Annotated in this window: 17 protein-coding genes; 1 reads left to right on the top strand and 16 read right to left on the bottom strand. The window is 65.2% G+C overall.

The window, feature by feature from the left end:
* Positions 1–21: 21 nt before the first annotated feature.
* From QBJ92_RS15830 to QBJ92_RS15795, 8 genes are all read right to left on the bottom strand, one after another.
* Positions 22–1,347 (bottom strand): PQQ-dependent sugar dehydrogenase, encoded by a 1,326-nt coding sequence (locus QBJ92_RS15830; protein ID WP_277970666.1) that lies wholly within the window; start codon positions 1,345–1,347, stop codon positions 22–24.
* Positions 1,348–1,572: 225 nt separating this feature from the next.
* Positions 1,573–3,819, bottom strand: coding sequence for a catalase/peroxidase HPI (katG, locus tag QBJ92_RS15825; protein ID WP_277970665.1), 2,247 nt, complete (start codon positions 3,817–3,819; stop codon positions 1,573–1,575).
* A gap of 177 nt (positions 3,820–3,996) precedes the next feature.
* Positions 3,997–4,938 carry a hemolysin family protein gene (locus tag QBJ92_RS15820; RefSeq protein WP_277970664.1) on the bottom strand — a complete coding sequence of 314 codons (942 nt, stop codon included), beginning with the start codon at positions 4,936–4,938 and terminating at the stop codon, positions 3,997–3,999.
* A gap of 9 nt (positions 4,939–4,947) precedes the next feature.
* On the bottom strand, positions 4,948–5,457 hold the full coding sequence (ybeY, locus tag QBJ92_RS15815) for an rRNA maturation RNase YbeY (protein WP_277970663.1): 510 nt from the start codon (positions 5,455–5,457) through the stop codon (positions 4,948–4,950).
* Positions 5,457–5,855 carry a type II toxin-antitoxin system VapC family toxin gene (locus QBJ92_RS15810; RefSeq protein WP_277970662.1) on the bottom strand — a complete coding sequence of 133 codons (399 nt, stop codon included), beginning with the start codon at positions 5,853–5,855 and terminating at the stop codon, positions 5,457–5,459. The genes ybeY and QBJ92_RS15810 overlap by 1 nt, the downstream gene beginning before the upstream one ends.
* Positions 5,852–6,106, bottom strand: a complete 255-nt coding sequence (locus tag QBJ92_RS15805; protein WP_277970661.1) for a type II toxin-antitoxin system VapB family antitoxin — start codon at positions 6,104–6,106, stop codon at positions 5,852–5,854. Before QBJ92_RS15805 ends, QBJ92_RS15810 begins: the two co-directional genes overlap by 4 nt.
* Before the next feature lie 47 nt (positions 6,107–6,153).
* On the bottom strand, positions 6,154–7,158 hold the full coding sequence (locus QBJ92_RS15800) for a PhoH family protein (RefSeq protein WP_277970660.1): 1,005 nt from the start codon (positions 7,156–7,158) through the stop codon (positions 6,154–6,156).
* Between the two features lie 208 nt (positions 7,159–7,366).
* Positions 7,367–7,666 (bottom strand): hypothetical protein, encoded by a 300-nt coding sequence (locus tag QBJ92_RS15795; protein ID WP_277970659.1) that lies wholly within the window; start codon positions 7,664–7,666, stop codon positions 7,367–7,369.
* Positions 7,667–7,713: 47 nt separating this feature from the next.
* Between QBJ92_RS15795 and QBJ92_RS15790 the strand changes: the two genes are divergently transcribed.
* Complete coding sequence (locus QBJ92_RS15790; RefSeq protein ID WP_277970658.1) at positions 7,714–8,232, top strand: PilZ domain-containing protein; 519 nt, start codon at positions 7,714–7,716, stop codon at positions 8,230–8,232.
* A 55-nt stretch (positions 8,233–8,287) separates the two neighbouring features.
* On the opposite strand, the gene miaB is transcribed toward QBJ92_RS15790, so the two are convergent.
* The 8 genes from miaB to QBJ92_RS15750 form a co-directional block, all read right to left on the bottom strand.
* The gene (gene miaB / locus QBJ92_RS15785; RefSeq protein WP_277970657.1) at positions 8,288–9,613 is read right to left on the bottom strand and encodes a tRNA (N6-isopentenyl adenosine(37)-C2)-methylthiotransferase MiaB; all 1,326 of its coding nucleotides are present in this window, start codon (positions 9,611–9,613) and stop codon (positions 8,288–8,290) included.
* A gap of 42 nt (positions 9,614–9,655) precedes the next feature.
* Positions 9,656–10,573: a lysophospholipid acyltransferase family protein gene (locus tag QBJ92_RS15780; protein WP_277970656.1), complete on the bottom strand. Its 918-nt coding sequence runs from the start codon at positions 10,571–10,573 to the stop codon at positions 9,656–9,658.
* Positions 10,557–10,979 carry a Fur family transcriptional regulator gene (locus tag QBJ92_RS15775; protein ID WP_010162106.1) on the bottom strand — a complete coding sequence of 141 codons (423 nt, stop codon included), beginning with the start codon at positions 10,977–10,979 and terminating at the stop codon, positions 10,557–10,559. The genes QBJ92_RS15780 and QBJ92_RS15775 overlap by 17 nt, the downstream gene beginning before the upstream one ends.
* Before the next feature lie 93 nt (positions 10,980–11,072).
* A complete protein-coding gene (locus QBJ92_RS15770; RefSeq protein ID WP_277970655.1) occupies positions 11,073–11,495 on the bottom strand; it encodes a MucR family transcriptional regulator in 423 nt (140 codons plus the stop codon).
* A gap of 111 nt (positions 11,496–11,606) precedes the next feature.
* Positions 11,607–12,077: a GNAT family N-acetyltransferase gene (locus tag QBJ92_RS15765; protein WP_277970654.1), complete on the bottom strand. Its 471-nt coding sequence runs from the start codon at positions 12,075–12,077 to the stop codon at positions 11,607–11,609.
* The gene (gene tsaB, locus QBJ92_RS15760; protein ID WP_277970653.1) at positions 12,074–12,721 is read right to left on the bottom strand and encodes a tRNA (adenosine(37)-N6)-threonylcarbamoyltransferase complex dimerization subunit type 1 TsaB; all 648 of its coding nucleotides are present in this window, start codon (positions 12,719–12,721) and stop codon (positions 12,074–12,076) included. The genes QBJ92_RS15765 and tsaB overlap by 4 nt, the downstream gene beginning before the upstream one ends.
* A 3-nt stretch (positions 12,722–12,724) precedes the next feature.
* Positions 12,725–13,315 carry a malonic semialdehyde reductase gene (locus QBJ92_RS15755; RefSeq protein WP_277970652.1) on the bottom strand — a complete coding sequence of 197 codons (591 nt, stop codon included), beginning with the start codon at positions 13,313–13,315 and terminating at the stop codon, positions 12,725–12,727.
* Positions 13,315–13,887: a NifU family protein gene (locus QBJ92_RS15750; RefSeq protein WP_277970708.1), complete on the bottom strand. Its 573-nt coding sequence runs from the start codon at positions 13,885–13,887 to the stop codon at positions 13,315–13,317. The genes QBJ92_RS15755 and QBJ92_RS15750 overlap by 1 nt, the downstream gene beginning before the upstream one ends.
* Positions 13,888–14,046: the final 159 nt, after the last annotated feature.

The following is a 14,046-nucleotide window of genomic DNA, read 5'->3' as shown; positions in this document are numbered from 1 at the left end:
GAGGGAGGGGAGTGAGGACGGTTACTTCGCGCTGACCCGCCACACCGTGTTGCCCACGTCATCCGCGACCAGCAGTGCGCCGCCACGATCGAACGTCACGCCGACCGGGCGTCCCCGCGCCTCGCCCTTGGCGTTGAGGAAGCCCGTCAGCACGTCGACCGGCTTTGCGCCTTTCTTGGGAAAGCCGAGCTCGCCGAACGGTACGAATGCGACCTTATAGCCCGACACCGGCACACGGTTCCACGAGCCATGCTCACCAACGAACGCGCCGTTGCTGTACGCCGCCCCCAGCTTCGCGTCGGTCGCGAAGGTCAGCCCGAGCGCCGCGACATGCGGCCCCATCGCGAAATCGGGACGCTTGGAATATTCCTGCAGCGCCGGGTTCCCGGGCTTCACGCGGGTATCGGGATAGCCGCCCCAATAATACCACGGCCACCCGAAGTTATCCCCGAGCCCGACGCGCGTGATGTAATCGGGGACGATGTCCGACCCCAGCATGTCGCGTTCGTTAACCGCGACCCACAGTGCGCCCGATTTGGGTTCGAACGCCATCCCCTGCGGATTGCGCAAGCCCGCGCCGAACACGCGGAAGGTCTTCGCCTGCGGATCGACTTGCAGGATGTTGGCGCGATATTTCTCGGCCTCCATCCCGTTTTCGCCGATGTTCGACGACGAGCCGACGCCGACGTAGAGATATTTCCCGTTCGGATCCGCGAGCAGCGTGCGCGCCCAATGGTTGCCGCCACCGTTGAGCGCGATGATCGTCTCCGGCGTCGCGGTGATCCTGGTCTCGCCGGGCTTGAACGGCACGCGGACCAGCGCATCGGTGTTGGCGATGTAGAGATAGCCGCCGAGCAGCGCCATGCCGGTGGGCGAGTTGAGCCCGCCGATCAGCACGGTCTTCTGTTCCGCAACCCCATCGCCATTGCCGTCGCGCAGCAGGGTGATGCGGTTGGCGGAGGGAACGCCCGCGCCTGCGCGGCCGAGCAGGTAGCGCATCACGGTATCGGTGATGCTGCGGCCCTTGCGCGGCGGCGAGTTGGTCTCGGCGACGAGCACGTCGCCATTGGGGAGGCGGTAGAGCCAGCGCGGATGCTCGAGCCCTTGCGCGAACGCGGCGACCTTGAGCCCGACGGCGGGGACCGGAGTCGTGCCTGCTGGCCAGCCGACTGCCTTGGCGACCTTGGTGGTCGGGATCGTCTGTTCGCGCGGTGCGGAGATTACCGGGCGTTCGCCTTCGACCTGGGTGATCGGGAGCTGAGCGGGCTCGGGCTGGAACATCCACCAGAGGACCGCGACCCCGACGACGACCAGAATGCCGAGGATGATGAGAATGTGTTTGCGCATAGCCGCTTGATAGGGCGCGGCGACGCCCGGTGGAAGGGCTAGAGTTGGGGGGTGTCATCCCGGCAGCCGGGGCAGGGGGAATCCTCCGATGTACAAAAATGGCGGTGGCGCTAGCGCCACCGCCACGATGTACTCATCAAGTTCTCCCGCGGAAGCGGGAGCCCAGGGTTACAGCCGTTGCGCCCGCAACCCTGGGCTCCTGCCTGCGCAGGAGCACGGTCGACGTTACGCGACCGCGGGCTTGCCTTCGACATGGCCCGACGCGACGTCGAACCGGTCGGCATTCATCACCTTGACCCACGCATCGACGAAGTCCTTGATGAACTTGTCGCCCGCGTCGGACGAGGCGTAGACCTCCGCCACCGTGCGGAGCTGCGAGTTGGCGCCGAACACCAGGTCGGTGCGCGAAGCGGTCCACTTCTTCTCGCCGGTCTCGCGCAGCGTGCCGAGATATTCCTCGTCGCTGTCGTCGCTGAGCTGCTTCCACGCGGTTTGCATGTCGAGCAGGTTGACGAAGAAATCGTTGGTCAGCTGACCCTTGCGGTCGGTGAACACGCCGTGGTCCCCGGCCTTGGGATGGTTCACGCCGATCACGCGCAACCCGCCCACCAGCACTGCCATCTGCGGACCGCTCAGCCCAAGTAACTGCGCGCGGTCGACCAGCAGTTCCTCGGTCGGAACGCTGAACTTGACCGACAGATAGTTGCGGAAGCCGTCCGCCTTGGGTTCGAGCACGTCGAAGCTCGCGGCATCGGTCTGCTCGGCCGACGCATCGGTCCGGCCTGGCAGGAACGGCACTTCGATCGTCTTGCCGGCAGCCTTCGCCGCCGCCTCGATCCCGACCGACCCGCCGAGCACGATCAGATCCGCGATCGAAACCTTCTTGCTACCCTGACCGTCGAAGTCCGACTTGATGCCCTCATAGACGCCAAGCACCTTGGCGAGCTGCTCAGGCTGGTTGACCTCCCAGTCCTTTTGCGGCGCGAGCCGGATACGACCGCCGTTCGCCCCACCGCGGTGGTCCGACTGGCGATAGGTCGAGGCCGACGCCCAGGCGGTCGTTACCAGCTCGGCTACCGAAAGCCCCGAATTGGCGATCGCCTGCTTGAGGCCGGGCACGTCGCCCGCGTCGATCTGCGCATAATCCGCCTTGGGGATCGGATCCTGCCAGATCAGGTCCTCGGCCGGAACGTCGGGGCCGAGATAGCGGACCTTCGGCCCCATGTCGCGGTGAGTCAGCTTGAACCAGGCGCGCGCAAAGGCATCGGCGAACGCCGCCGGGTCCTTCTGGAAACGCTTGCTGATCTCGAGGTAAGCCGGGTCCTTCTTGAGCGCCATGTCGGCGGTCGTCATCATCGTCGGGACCTTGACGCTCGGGGTGTGCGCCTTGGGAGCGAGCGTTTCCTCGGGGTTGCCGACCGGCTGCCACTGGTGCGCGCCTGCCGGGCTCTTCACCAGCTCATATTCGTGGTCGAGCAGCATGTCCCAATAGGTCTGGTCCCAGGTGATCGGCGTCGGGGTCCAGGCGCCTTCGATCCCCGAGGTGATCGTGTCGTCGCCGAGTCCGGTGCCGTGCTTCGACACCCAGCCGAGGCCCTGCGTCGCGATGTCGGCGCCTTCCGGCTCTACGCCGACGAGCGATGCGTCACCTGCGCCATGCGCCTTGCCGAAGGTGTGGCCACCCGCGGTCAGTGCGACGGTCTCTTCGTCGTTCATGCCCATGCGCGCGAAGGTCTCGCGCATGTCGCGCGCCGAGCCCATCGGGTTGGGGCAACCGCCGGGGCCTTCCGGGTTGACGTAGATCAGGCCCATCTGGATCGCGGCGAGCGGGCTCTCGAGCGCACGGCCCTCTTCTTCGTCGATTCGCGTATCGCCGAGCCATTCTTCTTCCGTACCGAAGTAGATGTCCTTCATCGGCTCGAACACGTCCTCGCGTCCGCCACCGAAGCCGAACACGGGTCCGCCCATCGATTCGATCGCGACGTTGCCCGCCATGATGAACAGATCGGCCCAGCTGAGCTGCTTGCCGTACTTCGACTTTATCGGCCACAACAGGCGACGTGCCTTGTCGAGGTTGCCGTTGTCCGGCCAGCTGTTGAGCGGCGCGAACCGCTGCGAACCCGACGAAGACCCGCCACGCCCGTCACCGGTGCGATAGGTGCCCGCCGAATGCCATGCCATGCGGATGAAGAACGGGCCGTAATGCCCGTAGTCGGCCGGCCACCACGGCTGGCTGTCGGTCATCAGCGCGGTCAGGTCGCGCTTTACGGCTGCGTAATCGAGTGTGTTGAAGGCTTCTGCATAATCGAAATCGTCGCCCATCGGGTTGGCCGACAGACCGTTCTGCTGGAGGATTTCGAGGCTGAGCTGGTTGGGCCACCAATCGCGGTTGGTGCGGCCGAGCAGCGACCGCAGCGCAGCGGGCTCCTTGTTCGGATCGCTCAGCGGGCTGCCGGAGGTAATTGCGTCCATGGGTCTCTCCAATCGACTCTTCGTAATTTCGGAGGAGAGTTTGCCATGAACCAAGCGATCGATGAAATGCATTAATCCGAAGAGAGTGATCGGCTGGGTGATTATTGCGGCGGGGCGGTCCACCAGTCTCGCATCGTATTGGTCCCGTGCCGCCCCCAGGGGTAAAGGTGGATCGTCCTAGTCGTCGCGGCCTTCGGGCTCCGGCCTTGGCGGATGAAGCCGCAGACTCAGCACGCGGCGCGTGTCCGCCGCAATGACCTCGAGCGTCCAGCCGCTGTCGTGGACGATACAGTCGCCGACCTTGGGCACATGCCCCGCGAGCACTGCGGCCAAGCCGCCGATCGTGTCGATGTCGCCATCGACCTCGGCGAGTCGCTCGTCGATCGTCTCGCCGACATCCTCGAGTTCGGCACGCGCATCCACGTCCCACGCGCCGCCGTCGAGCGGGACGAGCAGCGCGGTCGGGGCGTCGTCATGCTCGTCCTCGATGTCACCGACGATTTCTTCGATCAAATCCTCGATCGTAACGAGCCCCTCGGTACCGAAATACTCGTCGAGCACGATCGCGAGATGGACGCGCTTCTGCCGCATGTCCGCGAGCAGATCGAGCGCGCCGCGCGACATCGGGACGTAGAGCGGCTCGCGGATCAGCGGCGCGATGCTGTCGGGATGCTCCGCGCCGGTCGCGAGGATCTGGAACACGTCCTTGATGTGGACCATCCCGATGATCGTATCGAGCTTCTCGCGGTAGACCGGCAGGCGGCTGTGCCCGGCCTCGGCGAACAAGGCGACGAGGTTCGCAAAACTCGTCGTTTCCTCGACCGCGACGATGTCCGCGCGCGGCACGCCGACGTCACCCGCGTCGCGCTCGCCGAAGTGGAGCAGGTTGCGCACCATTGTCCGCTCGAGCAGGGAAAGATCCCCCTTGGCGTCGGGCGCTGGGTCGTCCTCATGCGCGTCGATCGCTTCCTCAAGCGTCGCGCGGAGCGATTCGTCGCCCGAATGACCCGAGATCCAGCTGCGGAACGACCGCCAGATGCTCGTCTCATGCCCCGGGGAGGCATGGGTGACACCGCCGTATTGCGTGGCGGTGCCGGTGGTACTTTGGCCGTCGGGCATGGGGTTACGTCAGTCCTCAGCGATTAGATACGGATCGGCGATGCCCAGCGCGGAGAGGGCCGCGATCTCGATCGCTTCCATCGCCCCCGCCTCGTTATCGTCCATGTGATCATACCCTAGCAAATGCAGCGTGCCATGCACGATCAAATGCGTCGCGTGGCTTTCGACCGTCACGTCTTTTTCCGCCGCCTCGCGCGCGCACGTCTCATAGGCGAGCACGATATCGCCGAGCAGCACCTCGCCATCGTCCGAATTCTGCGCGATCGTGTCGAGCAGGTCGGACTGGACCATCGGGAAGGACAGGACGTTGGTCGGCTTGTCCTTGTGGCGGTATTGCGCGTTGAGCGTCTGGACTTCGGCATCGTCGGTCAGCCGCACCGAAATCTCGACGCTTGCCGCGCCGGTCGCGAGCTCGGCATGCGGCGTCCGTCCGATCGCGGCCAGCGCGGCGCGGGTGGCAAGCGCCTCCCAGTCGTGTTCGGGCCAGACGTCTTCGTGGGAGAGGGCTATTTCAAGCATCAGGCAAGATCCGTATGGAGGAAGTCGTCGCCCTTGTAGAGCAGGGTGGCGGCGTTGGTCTTGGCGCAAGCGTACGCAAAACAGTCGCCCATATTGAGCCTGGCGGGATGACCGGCGCCCTTGCCGTAGCGATGATACGCCTCGACCGCGGCGCTACCTTCGGTGGCGCCGATCGGAACCAGACGGATCGCGAAGTCGGCAACGAAGGCCTCGACTTCGGAAGACGCGAGCGGGATCGGAACGGTCCTTTTCCTAGCGACGGCACGCGCCGCTTCCCACAGCGAGATCGCCGAACACAATATCTGGTCGGCCGCGCCGAACCGTTCCTCGATCGCGGGTGACCCCGGCTCCCCGGTCATCATCGCGACCATCGCGGATGCATCGAGAAAAAGGATCAATCCCCGTCCTCGTCATTCAGCGAATCGTAAAACGCCTTGTCGGCGTCGAGACCGGTCGGTTCCCCTAGCGGATGGGCCGCGCGCCACGCTTCGAGTCGATCGTGGATGCTGCCGCTCCGTTCGGCCTGCAGGGCGCGTTTGCGATGTTCGAGCGCATCGTGGACGGCCGCGGTCTTGCTGGTCCCCAGCAATGCGGCGACCTCGCGCGCCAGGTCTGCGGTGTCATGGTTCTTGATGTAGAGCGACGCCATCGCAGCCTCCGGGATATCCCAAATATATCTTCGGGATATCCCCACCGTCAATCCGACTTGCCCTCATACGCCTCGACGATTCGCCCGACGATCGGATGGCGAACGACGTCGCCCGAACCGAAGCGGCAGATCGACAACCCTTCGACTCCCTCGAGCCGCCCGACCGCATCGTTCAGGCCCGAAGCGTTCATGCCACCGGGAAGATCGGTCTGTTTGGGATCGCCGCAGATCACCATCCGGCTGTTCTCGCCAAAGCGGGTGAGGAACATCTTCATCTGCGCGGGCGTGGTGTTCTGCGCTTCGTCGAGGATGATGAACGCGTCTGCGAGCGTCCGTCCGCGCATGAACGCGATCGGCGCAATCTCGATTTCGCCGCTGGCGATGCGGCGCTCGACCTGCTCGGCGGGGAGGCAGTCGTTGAGCGCATCGTACAACGGACGGAGATAGGGATCGACCTTCTCCTTCATGTCCCCCGGCAGAAACCCGAGCTTCTCGCCCGCTTCAACCGCCGGGCGCGACAGGATCAGCCGCTGGACACTGCCGGTGATGAGCTGTGCGACCGCTTGTGCGACCGCGATATAGGTCTTGCCGGTGCCTGCCGGCCCGAGCGCGAAGATGATGTCGTTGCCCAGCAATTGCCGCATGTAATGCGCCTGGGCGATCGTGCGCGGGACGATCGTCTTCTTGCGCGTGCGGATCATGATCTGCGGCACGGCGCCGCCGCCTGCATCTGCCTGCAGGATCCCCGCGAGTGTCGGTTCGCTCGACATCGCGATCACCGCGTCGATCAACCCAGTGTCGACCACTTCACCGCGCGCGATCCGGTTGTACAGACCGTGGAGCACGTCGCGCGCCTGGGCTACCGCCTCGGCCGTGCCTTCGAGCCCGACCTTGTTGCCCCGCGCGGTGATGTACACGCCCAACTTGTTCTCGAGCGCCAGCAGGTTCTGGTCGAACTCGCCAAACAGTTGCGCCATCAGTTGCGGACGATCGAACAGGACTTCGGTGCGGCTGCGATCGCCGGACTGCGCGGGGACTGGCTTACGGCTCATGCAATTCCTTTGCTGGGAAACGGCAGACGAGGGACGCCACGGACAATGGCGTCGAACGGAACGCGAACATGGGGAGTGATCCTACCTCCGGCAAGTCCATGACGAGCAAGGATAAGATCGGCGAGCACAGGGGCGGGGGAACCTGAAACGATCGTCGCGGCGACAGATCGTGGAGCAAATGCCCCGGTGGGTGATTGCGGCCGCAGGCTCAGCGCCGCACGCCGATGCGCGTCAACACGAGATCCGCCCCGGACAGGAGGATTCGCCCGACTCCCAGCATGATGTAGACCCACAAGGCGGGTGGGTTCGGCTTCCACTGGCCTGGCGCGAGATCGGAGGGGGCGGGGTCCGGGAACATCGCGATGATGCTGCTCGAAACCGGCGGGTTTGTCGAGGGGATGTGTGGTGATCCAGCCCAGGTAGCCGTCCGATCGTCGCCATCGGATACCGCGACCCGTTGGATCGCGACTTGCCATCGACTGTCGGCGGCCAAGAACAGCGTTACCAAATGTTAGGACTCTCCTGCGAAAGATTGCCGCACTCGGAGAACGGCACATGGTTTTAACTGCACAGCTCTTTCTACAGGAAGACGATGCCGCGCTCGAGCAGGGGGTTAGCGGCCGTCAGGCGCCGCGTCGGCCGGTCGACGCCGGTGCTACGATTCGCGACAAGGACGCCCGACCGATCGACGCCAAGGTCGTGGACATATCCACCACGGGCTGCCTGATCGTCGTGGACGGCACGATCGCGGTTCCATCGAGCATCAGCATCGGGATCGCCGGGATCGGTCGCGTCTCCGCGCAGATCGTCCGGCGCAACGGATCGCGCTACGGATGTGCGTTCGACCAGCCGCTGAGCGATTCCGCGATTCAGGCGGCACGCGCGGTCGAGACCGTCGTGCCTTTCGCCGTCGCCGGCGACCCGCTCCCAACGGGCGATGCCACGTCCGAAGCACTCCCCGAATTCCGTCGCCTGCCGATGCGCACGCGCGCGCTGGTCATCGTCGGCGCGTCGCTGGCGTTGTGGGGCGTGGTCGTGACCGGAGCCGTCGCTGTGGTCGCCGCGCTCGGCTGACGGCAGCGCTTGCCGATAGTGGGCACGGGCCGGAGCCTGCGCGCGACCAGGACTGTTAGGCGACGACTTCCGTTGGTGCCGCGCCTGCCACCGAGTTCGGCCCCGCCTGGACGATATCGACCGTCACCAGATCCCCGATCGCCGCGTCCGTAACCAAGTGCACCGATTGCAGCCATGGCGACTTGCCCAGCATCTGACCGGGCAGCTTGCCTGCGCGCTCGATCAGCACCTGACAGCGTCGACCGACGCTGTCGGCGTTGAACGCCGCCTGATCGCGATTGAGCGCCGCTTGGAGGCGCTGCAGCCGGTCGTCCATCACGTCCGCCGGGACTTGATCCGCCATCGTCGCGGCAGGCGTGCCGGGGCGGGGCGAATATTTGAAACTGAACGCCTGCGCATAGCCGACCGCATCGACCAGGCTCAGCGTCTCCGCGAAATCGGCGTCGGTCTCTCCGGGGAACCCGACGATGAAATCCCCCGACAGCGCGATATCAGGGCGCGCCACGCGGACTCGATCGAGAATGCGCAGATAGGAATCGCGGCTGTGGCTGCGGTTCATCGCCTTGAGCAGCCGGTCGCTCCCCGCCTGCACGGGCAGGTGGAGGAACGGCATCAGCTTCTCGATGTCGCGGTGCGCATCGATCAACCCTTGCGTCATGTCGTTGGGGTGGCTGGTCGTGTACCGGATCCGCGCGAGGTCGGGGATTTCGGCGAGCGTCGCGACCAGATGTTCCAGCCCGCGCGTCTCATCGGTCCAGGCATTGACGTTCTGCCCGAGCAACGTGATCTCGCGCGCACCGGCATCGACCAGTGACTTCGCTTCGTCCACGATCTGCGCGAACCCGCGGCTGACTTCGGCACCGCGCGTATAGGGTACCACGCAATAGGTGCAGAACTTGTCGCACCCTTCCTGCACCGTCAGGAACGCGCTCGGCGGAACGCGGCGGCGGGCCGGGAGATGTCCGAACTTCATGTCGACCGGCATGTCGGTGTCGAGCGCGGATTCCCCGCGCGCGGCGCGCGCGACGAGCGCGGGCAGGTTGTGATACGCTTGCGGCCCGACGACGACGTCGACCTTCGCGCGACGGACGATCTCCGCCCCCTCGGCCTGCGCGACACAACCTGCGACCGCGATCATCGGATCGTTGCCATGCTTGCGCAGGCGGCCGATGTCCGAATAGACCTTCTCGGTCGCGCGTTCGCGGATGTGGCAGGTATTGAGCACGACCAGATCCGCGTCGGCGGGATCGGCCTGCGTCAGGCCTTGGGCGGCCATCAGTTCGGCCATGCGGTCGCCGTCATAGACGTTCATCTGGCAGCCGAAGGATTTGACCGCGAAGGTCTGGGGCGCTTTGTGCGGGAGTTTGGGGGCCGGTGTCATGATCGGCGCGGCTATAGGCGCAATCGCGGCGCGACTGAACCCCTAGCCGGTTGGCGCGCGCGCATGATCCTTGATGTCGAGCGCGGCGGGGAGGGTCGGGCCCTTGCCGGCCCATACGTCATGCCCGATGAACGGCGGCACCGGGCCGCACATCACGACCGACAGCGCAACTTCGATACGACGCTTGCTCTCCGCCGCGATCGCCTTTCGTCCCGGGAAATCGCGGGGGTAGAAGGGTTCGAGGAAATGCACCGCGACGCGGAATCCGCCCTTGCGTGCGAGCAGCCGCATCGCGTTCGCCTTGCCGCTTTCCTCACCGATCCACGCGATGTCCGCGCCGACCGGGCCGTAATCGAGCAATACCGGCTGGACCATCACCCCCGGCGGCGGGGGCTCGAGGACCTTGAGCATCGACGTCTTGAACGGCAGCAGCGATCGCCCGTCGGTGGTGGTGCCCTCCGGGAAGACCGTGACCGACCAATTCTCCGCCAGCGTTTCGCGCAGCGCGTTGATCTGTTCGGCGACCCCGAGCCGATCCTCGCGCGCAACGAACACCGTACGGTTGAGCGTCGCCAGCCAGCCGACCACCGGGGCCTCGCGGATTTCCGCCTTGGCGACGAACGCCGTGCCGCTCGCGCCGGCAATCGCGCAGATGTCGACCCAGCTGACATGGTTGGAGATATAGAAGACGTCGCGTTTGAGCGGCACGCCGACCACGCGGACGCGTGCGCCGCAGATCCGCGCCGCGGTTCCCAGGAACAGCCGCGGCCAGGGCGACGAAAGCCGAACGAAGCGCCACAAATAATGCAGCGGGATCGCAAACAGCAGCGAGACCGCGAGCAACGCCACGCGCGTCCATAGCCTGATCCAGCCGAGCCGATTGATCGGGGGTGGCCGCCCGGCCGCCGCATCGGCGCGCGCAGCCACGCGCGCGGCAGCGGCTTCAGCCCTTGCGGTCAAGCGCGACGCCGTACAATTCCATGCGGTGGTCGACCAGCCGGAACCCCAGCCGCTCGGCAATCGCCTTCTGCAACTGTTCCAATTCGGGATCGACGAATTCGATCACCTTGCCGCTCTCGACGTCGATCAGATGATCGTGATGGGCCTCGGGCGCGGGCTCGTAGCGCGCGCGGCCATCGCCGAAATCGTGACGGTCGAGGATACCGGCTTCCTCGAACAGGCGAACGGTGCGGTAGACGGTCGCGATCGAAATACCGGGGTCGATCGCCGAGGCGCGTTCATACACCTTCTCGACGTCCGGATGGTCCTCGGCATCGGACAGGACGCGCGCGATGACGCGACGCTGGTCGGTGATACGCAGTCCCTTTTCGGCACACAGCGCTTCGAGATCAATATGACGGGGCATGCCGCCGATGTAGGCGTCTTCGAATTATTGCGAAAGAGGATAGTGACTCGCAACAGGCCCTTCTCGGCGCGGGGAAGGGCCTGTCGCGTAAGGTCAGCGCGTGACCGGCTTGCGGCGCTTAGTGCCGAGACCAATCTTCTTGGCGAGAGTCCGGCGCTGTTCCGCATAGTTGGGGGCAACCATCGGATAGTCCGCGGGAAGGTTCCACTTGGCGCGATACTGTTCGGGAGTCATCTGGTAATGCGTCATCAAGTGGCGCTTGAGCATCTTCAGCTTCTTGCCGTCTTCAAGGCACACGATGAAGTCAGGCTTGATCGACGAACGGACAGAAACGGCTGGTTCCTGACGAACTTCAGCGACCGGTGCAGGGCCACCAAGGGACGTCAAGGCACCGTGTACATTGGCGATGAGCACAGGGAGGTCCGAAACCGCGACGCTATTGTTGCTGACGTGGGCCGCGACGATGTCTGCGGTAAGCGTGATCAGGGTGTCCTGAAGCTCGCTGTTGATGTCCATGGGAATCCTTTCACACTCTATTGCACACGATTACAGTCCGTGGCAGTGGCGGGCTATCGTCCTGCACTCAATAGAATGCAAGGATCAATTACGAAGATGACCTTAGCGCCATTATAGATTGCGTCGATATGTCAGGGCGTCGAATGCCTGACCGGCCGGCCCTCGATAGTATTGATGACGCTCGCCGACTTTTTCGAACCCCGCGGAGCGGTACAATTTGATCGCTTCGTTGCCACTTCGTACTTCGAGGTGCAGCGTTAGTGCACCCTGACTTGCCGAGTCCGTAATGACCGCGCGCAGCAACGCTCCCGCTACGCCGCGACGACGCACCGTTGGCACGGTTGCCAGCAACAACAGTTCCGCTTCGTCGATCACGCGTCGCGACAGCGCGAACCCCGCAGGGACGTCATCGATCGTCGCGATCGTCAGCCACACGCCAGGCATCGCCAGCAGGCCGAGTACCTGATTGCGCGTCCATGCCTCGCCGAACCTAGGGTCGAACGCGGCCTGCATCATCTGATCGACGATCGGCAGGTCGGCCACCACGCCGTGGCGCAGGTCGACCCGCACCATCGTGCTCATGCGGGAGCGCCCGTCATCGGTAATCGCGGCGCTGCGGGCTTGGCATCGGGTGCGCGGCCATAGATCGGCACCGGCGGCAAGCCTGCGTCCTGCGGTGGAAGCAACACTGCATCCGCGGCGTCGGGCAACACGTCGTGGACACGGCGCTGCGGATCGATCGCGGTAATGAAGCGGACGCCGCTACCGAACAGTGCAAGATCCGGCGACAGGATCTCGAGGGCCGCTTCAGGGCGAAGCGAAGTAAAGGGAGCGATCGCGCGGAGGGGGGCGGCGAACTGTTGCATGAAGACTTCGCCATGCCCGCCTTCCAGCACGACCGCAAGTTCGGAACAGGCCGGATCCCTGCCGAATGCAGCGGCCGCGAGGAGCGTGAGCGACGTGTATCCGGACAGCGCCGCGCCCCAACCGAGCGCCAGCCCGCGCGCGGCGGCGATCCCGACGCGGATGCCGGTGAAGCTGCCAGGGCCGCAATCGACGAGGATGCGGGACGCGCGGCCACCGTCGGGCAGTTCGGCGACCATTGCGATCAGGCGCTCGGCATGACCGCGCCCGACGACTTCATGCCGATGCGCGACCACGCCGTCCGCGTCGATCAGCGCGACCGAACACGCCGCGGTCGCGGTTTCGATGACGAGCGTCCGCATCGATCAGGCGATCGTGTTGAACATCTCGAACGCGGGCCGGGGCGAACGGTCGTAAACCGTCGCGGGATCGCCGTGGCCGAGGGTGGAAATGAAGTTGACGCTTACCGATGGCGTATCCGCGAAGAACGCCTTGTCGATCTTGCCGCCGTCGAAGCCCGACATCGGCCCGGTATCGAGACCGAGCGCGCGCGCCGCGATGATGAAATATGCGCCTTGCAGCGAAGAGTTGCGAAAAGCCGATGCCGCGCGCAGCTCGGCATTGCCGTCAAACCACGCCTTCGCGTCGACATGCGGGAACAGCATGGGGAGATGTTCGTGAAATTCGCGGTCCATCCCGACGATGACGCTGACCGGCGCCTTGAGGATCTTCGGCGCATTCTGCGCCGAGACGCAGTCTGCCAGCTTCGCCTTGGCCGCATCGGACGTGCACCACACCAGGCGCGCCGGAAGCTGGTTGGCGGAGGTCGGGCCCCATTTCATCAGGTCCCAGATTGCGCGCAACGCATCTTCCCCGACCGGGGTGTCGGTATAACCGTTGTAGGTGCGGGCGGTGCGAAAGATCCGGTCGAGCGCGGCGTCGTCGAGCGCCTGCATCAGATCGCGCGCACTTCGGTGACTTCAGGAACGTAATAGCGCAGCAATTGCTCGATCCCGTTCTTGAGCGTCGCGCTCGACGAGGGACAGCCCGCGCAGGCCCCCTGCATCGCCAGATAGACCTTGCCCTTCTCGAACCCGCGATAGACGATGTCGCCACCGTCGTTCGCGACCGCCGGGCGGATCCGCGTCTCGATCAGGTCCTTGATTTGCGCCACGATGTCGGCGTCCGCGGGATCATCGGCAAAGCCCGTGTCGCTCGCAACGGTGATCTCGCCGGCGCTGCCGGGGCGGAACAGCGGCATGTCCGCGCTGAAGTGATCGAGCAGGATGCCGAGCACGTCGGGCTTGAGCGCGCTCCAGTCGGTCCCCGCCGCCGCGGTCACCGAAACGAAGTCGCTGCCGAAGAACACCCCGGTCACGTCCCCCAGCCCGAACAGCGCGTCGGCCAGCGGCGATGCTTCCGCATCCTCGGGCGTCGCGAAGTCGCGCGTCCCTGCGGCCATCACCGTGCGGTTGGGCAGGAATTTGAGCGTCGCCGGGTTCGGCGTCAGTTCTGTTTCGATAAGCATGAGTTCCATGTGGCGCGCAGGGGCGGGGATCGCAAGGGATGATCGCCGCCGATCCAATTCCCAAGCGCGCGCCTGTAGCGGCAGCCCCAATGCTGGCGGTGACCGAATTTCCCCGCTATCGTCAGGGCATGACATCGCTTCAGCGCAAGATGCGCCTCG

The organism is Sphingomonas echinoides (genome assembly GCF_029623395.1).
GTDB lineage: Bacteria > Pseudomonadota > Alphaproteobacteria > Sphingomonadales > Sphingomonadaceae > Sphingomonas > Sphingomonas echinoides_A.
Note: the sequence above shows the minus strand (reverse complement) of the source record. Positions and strands in the feature narration are given on the sequence as shown.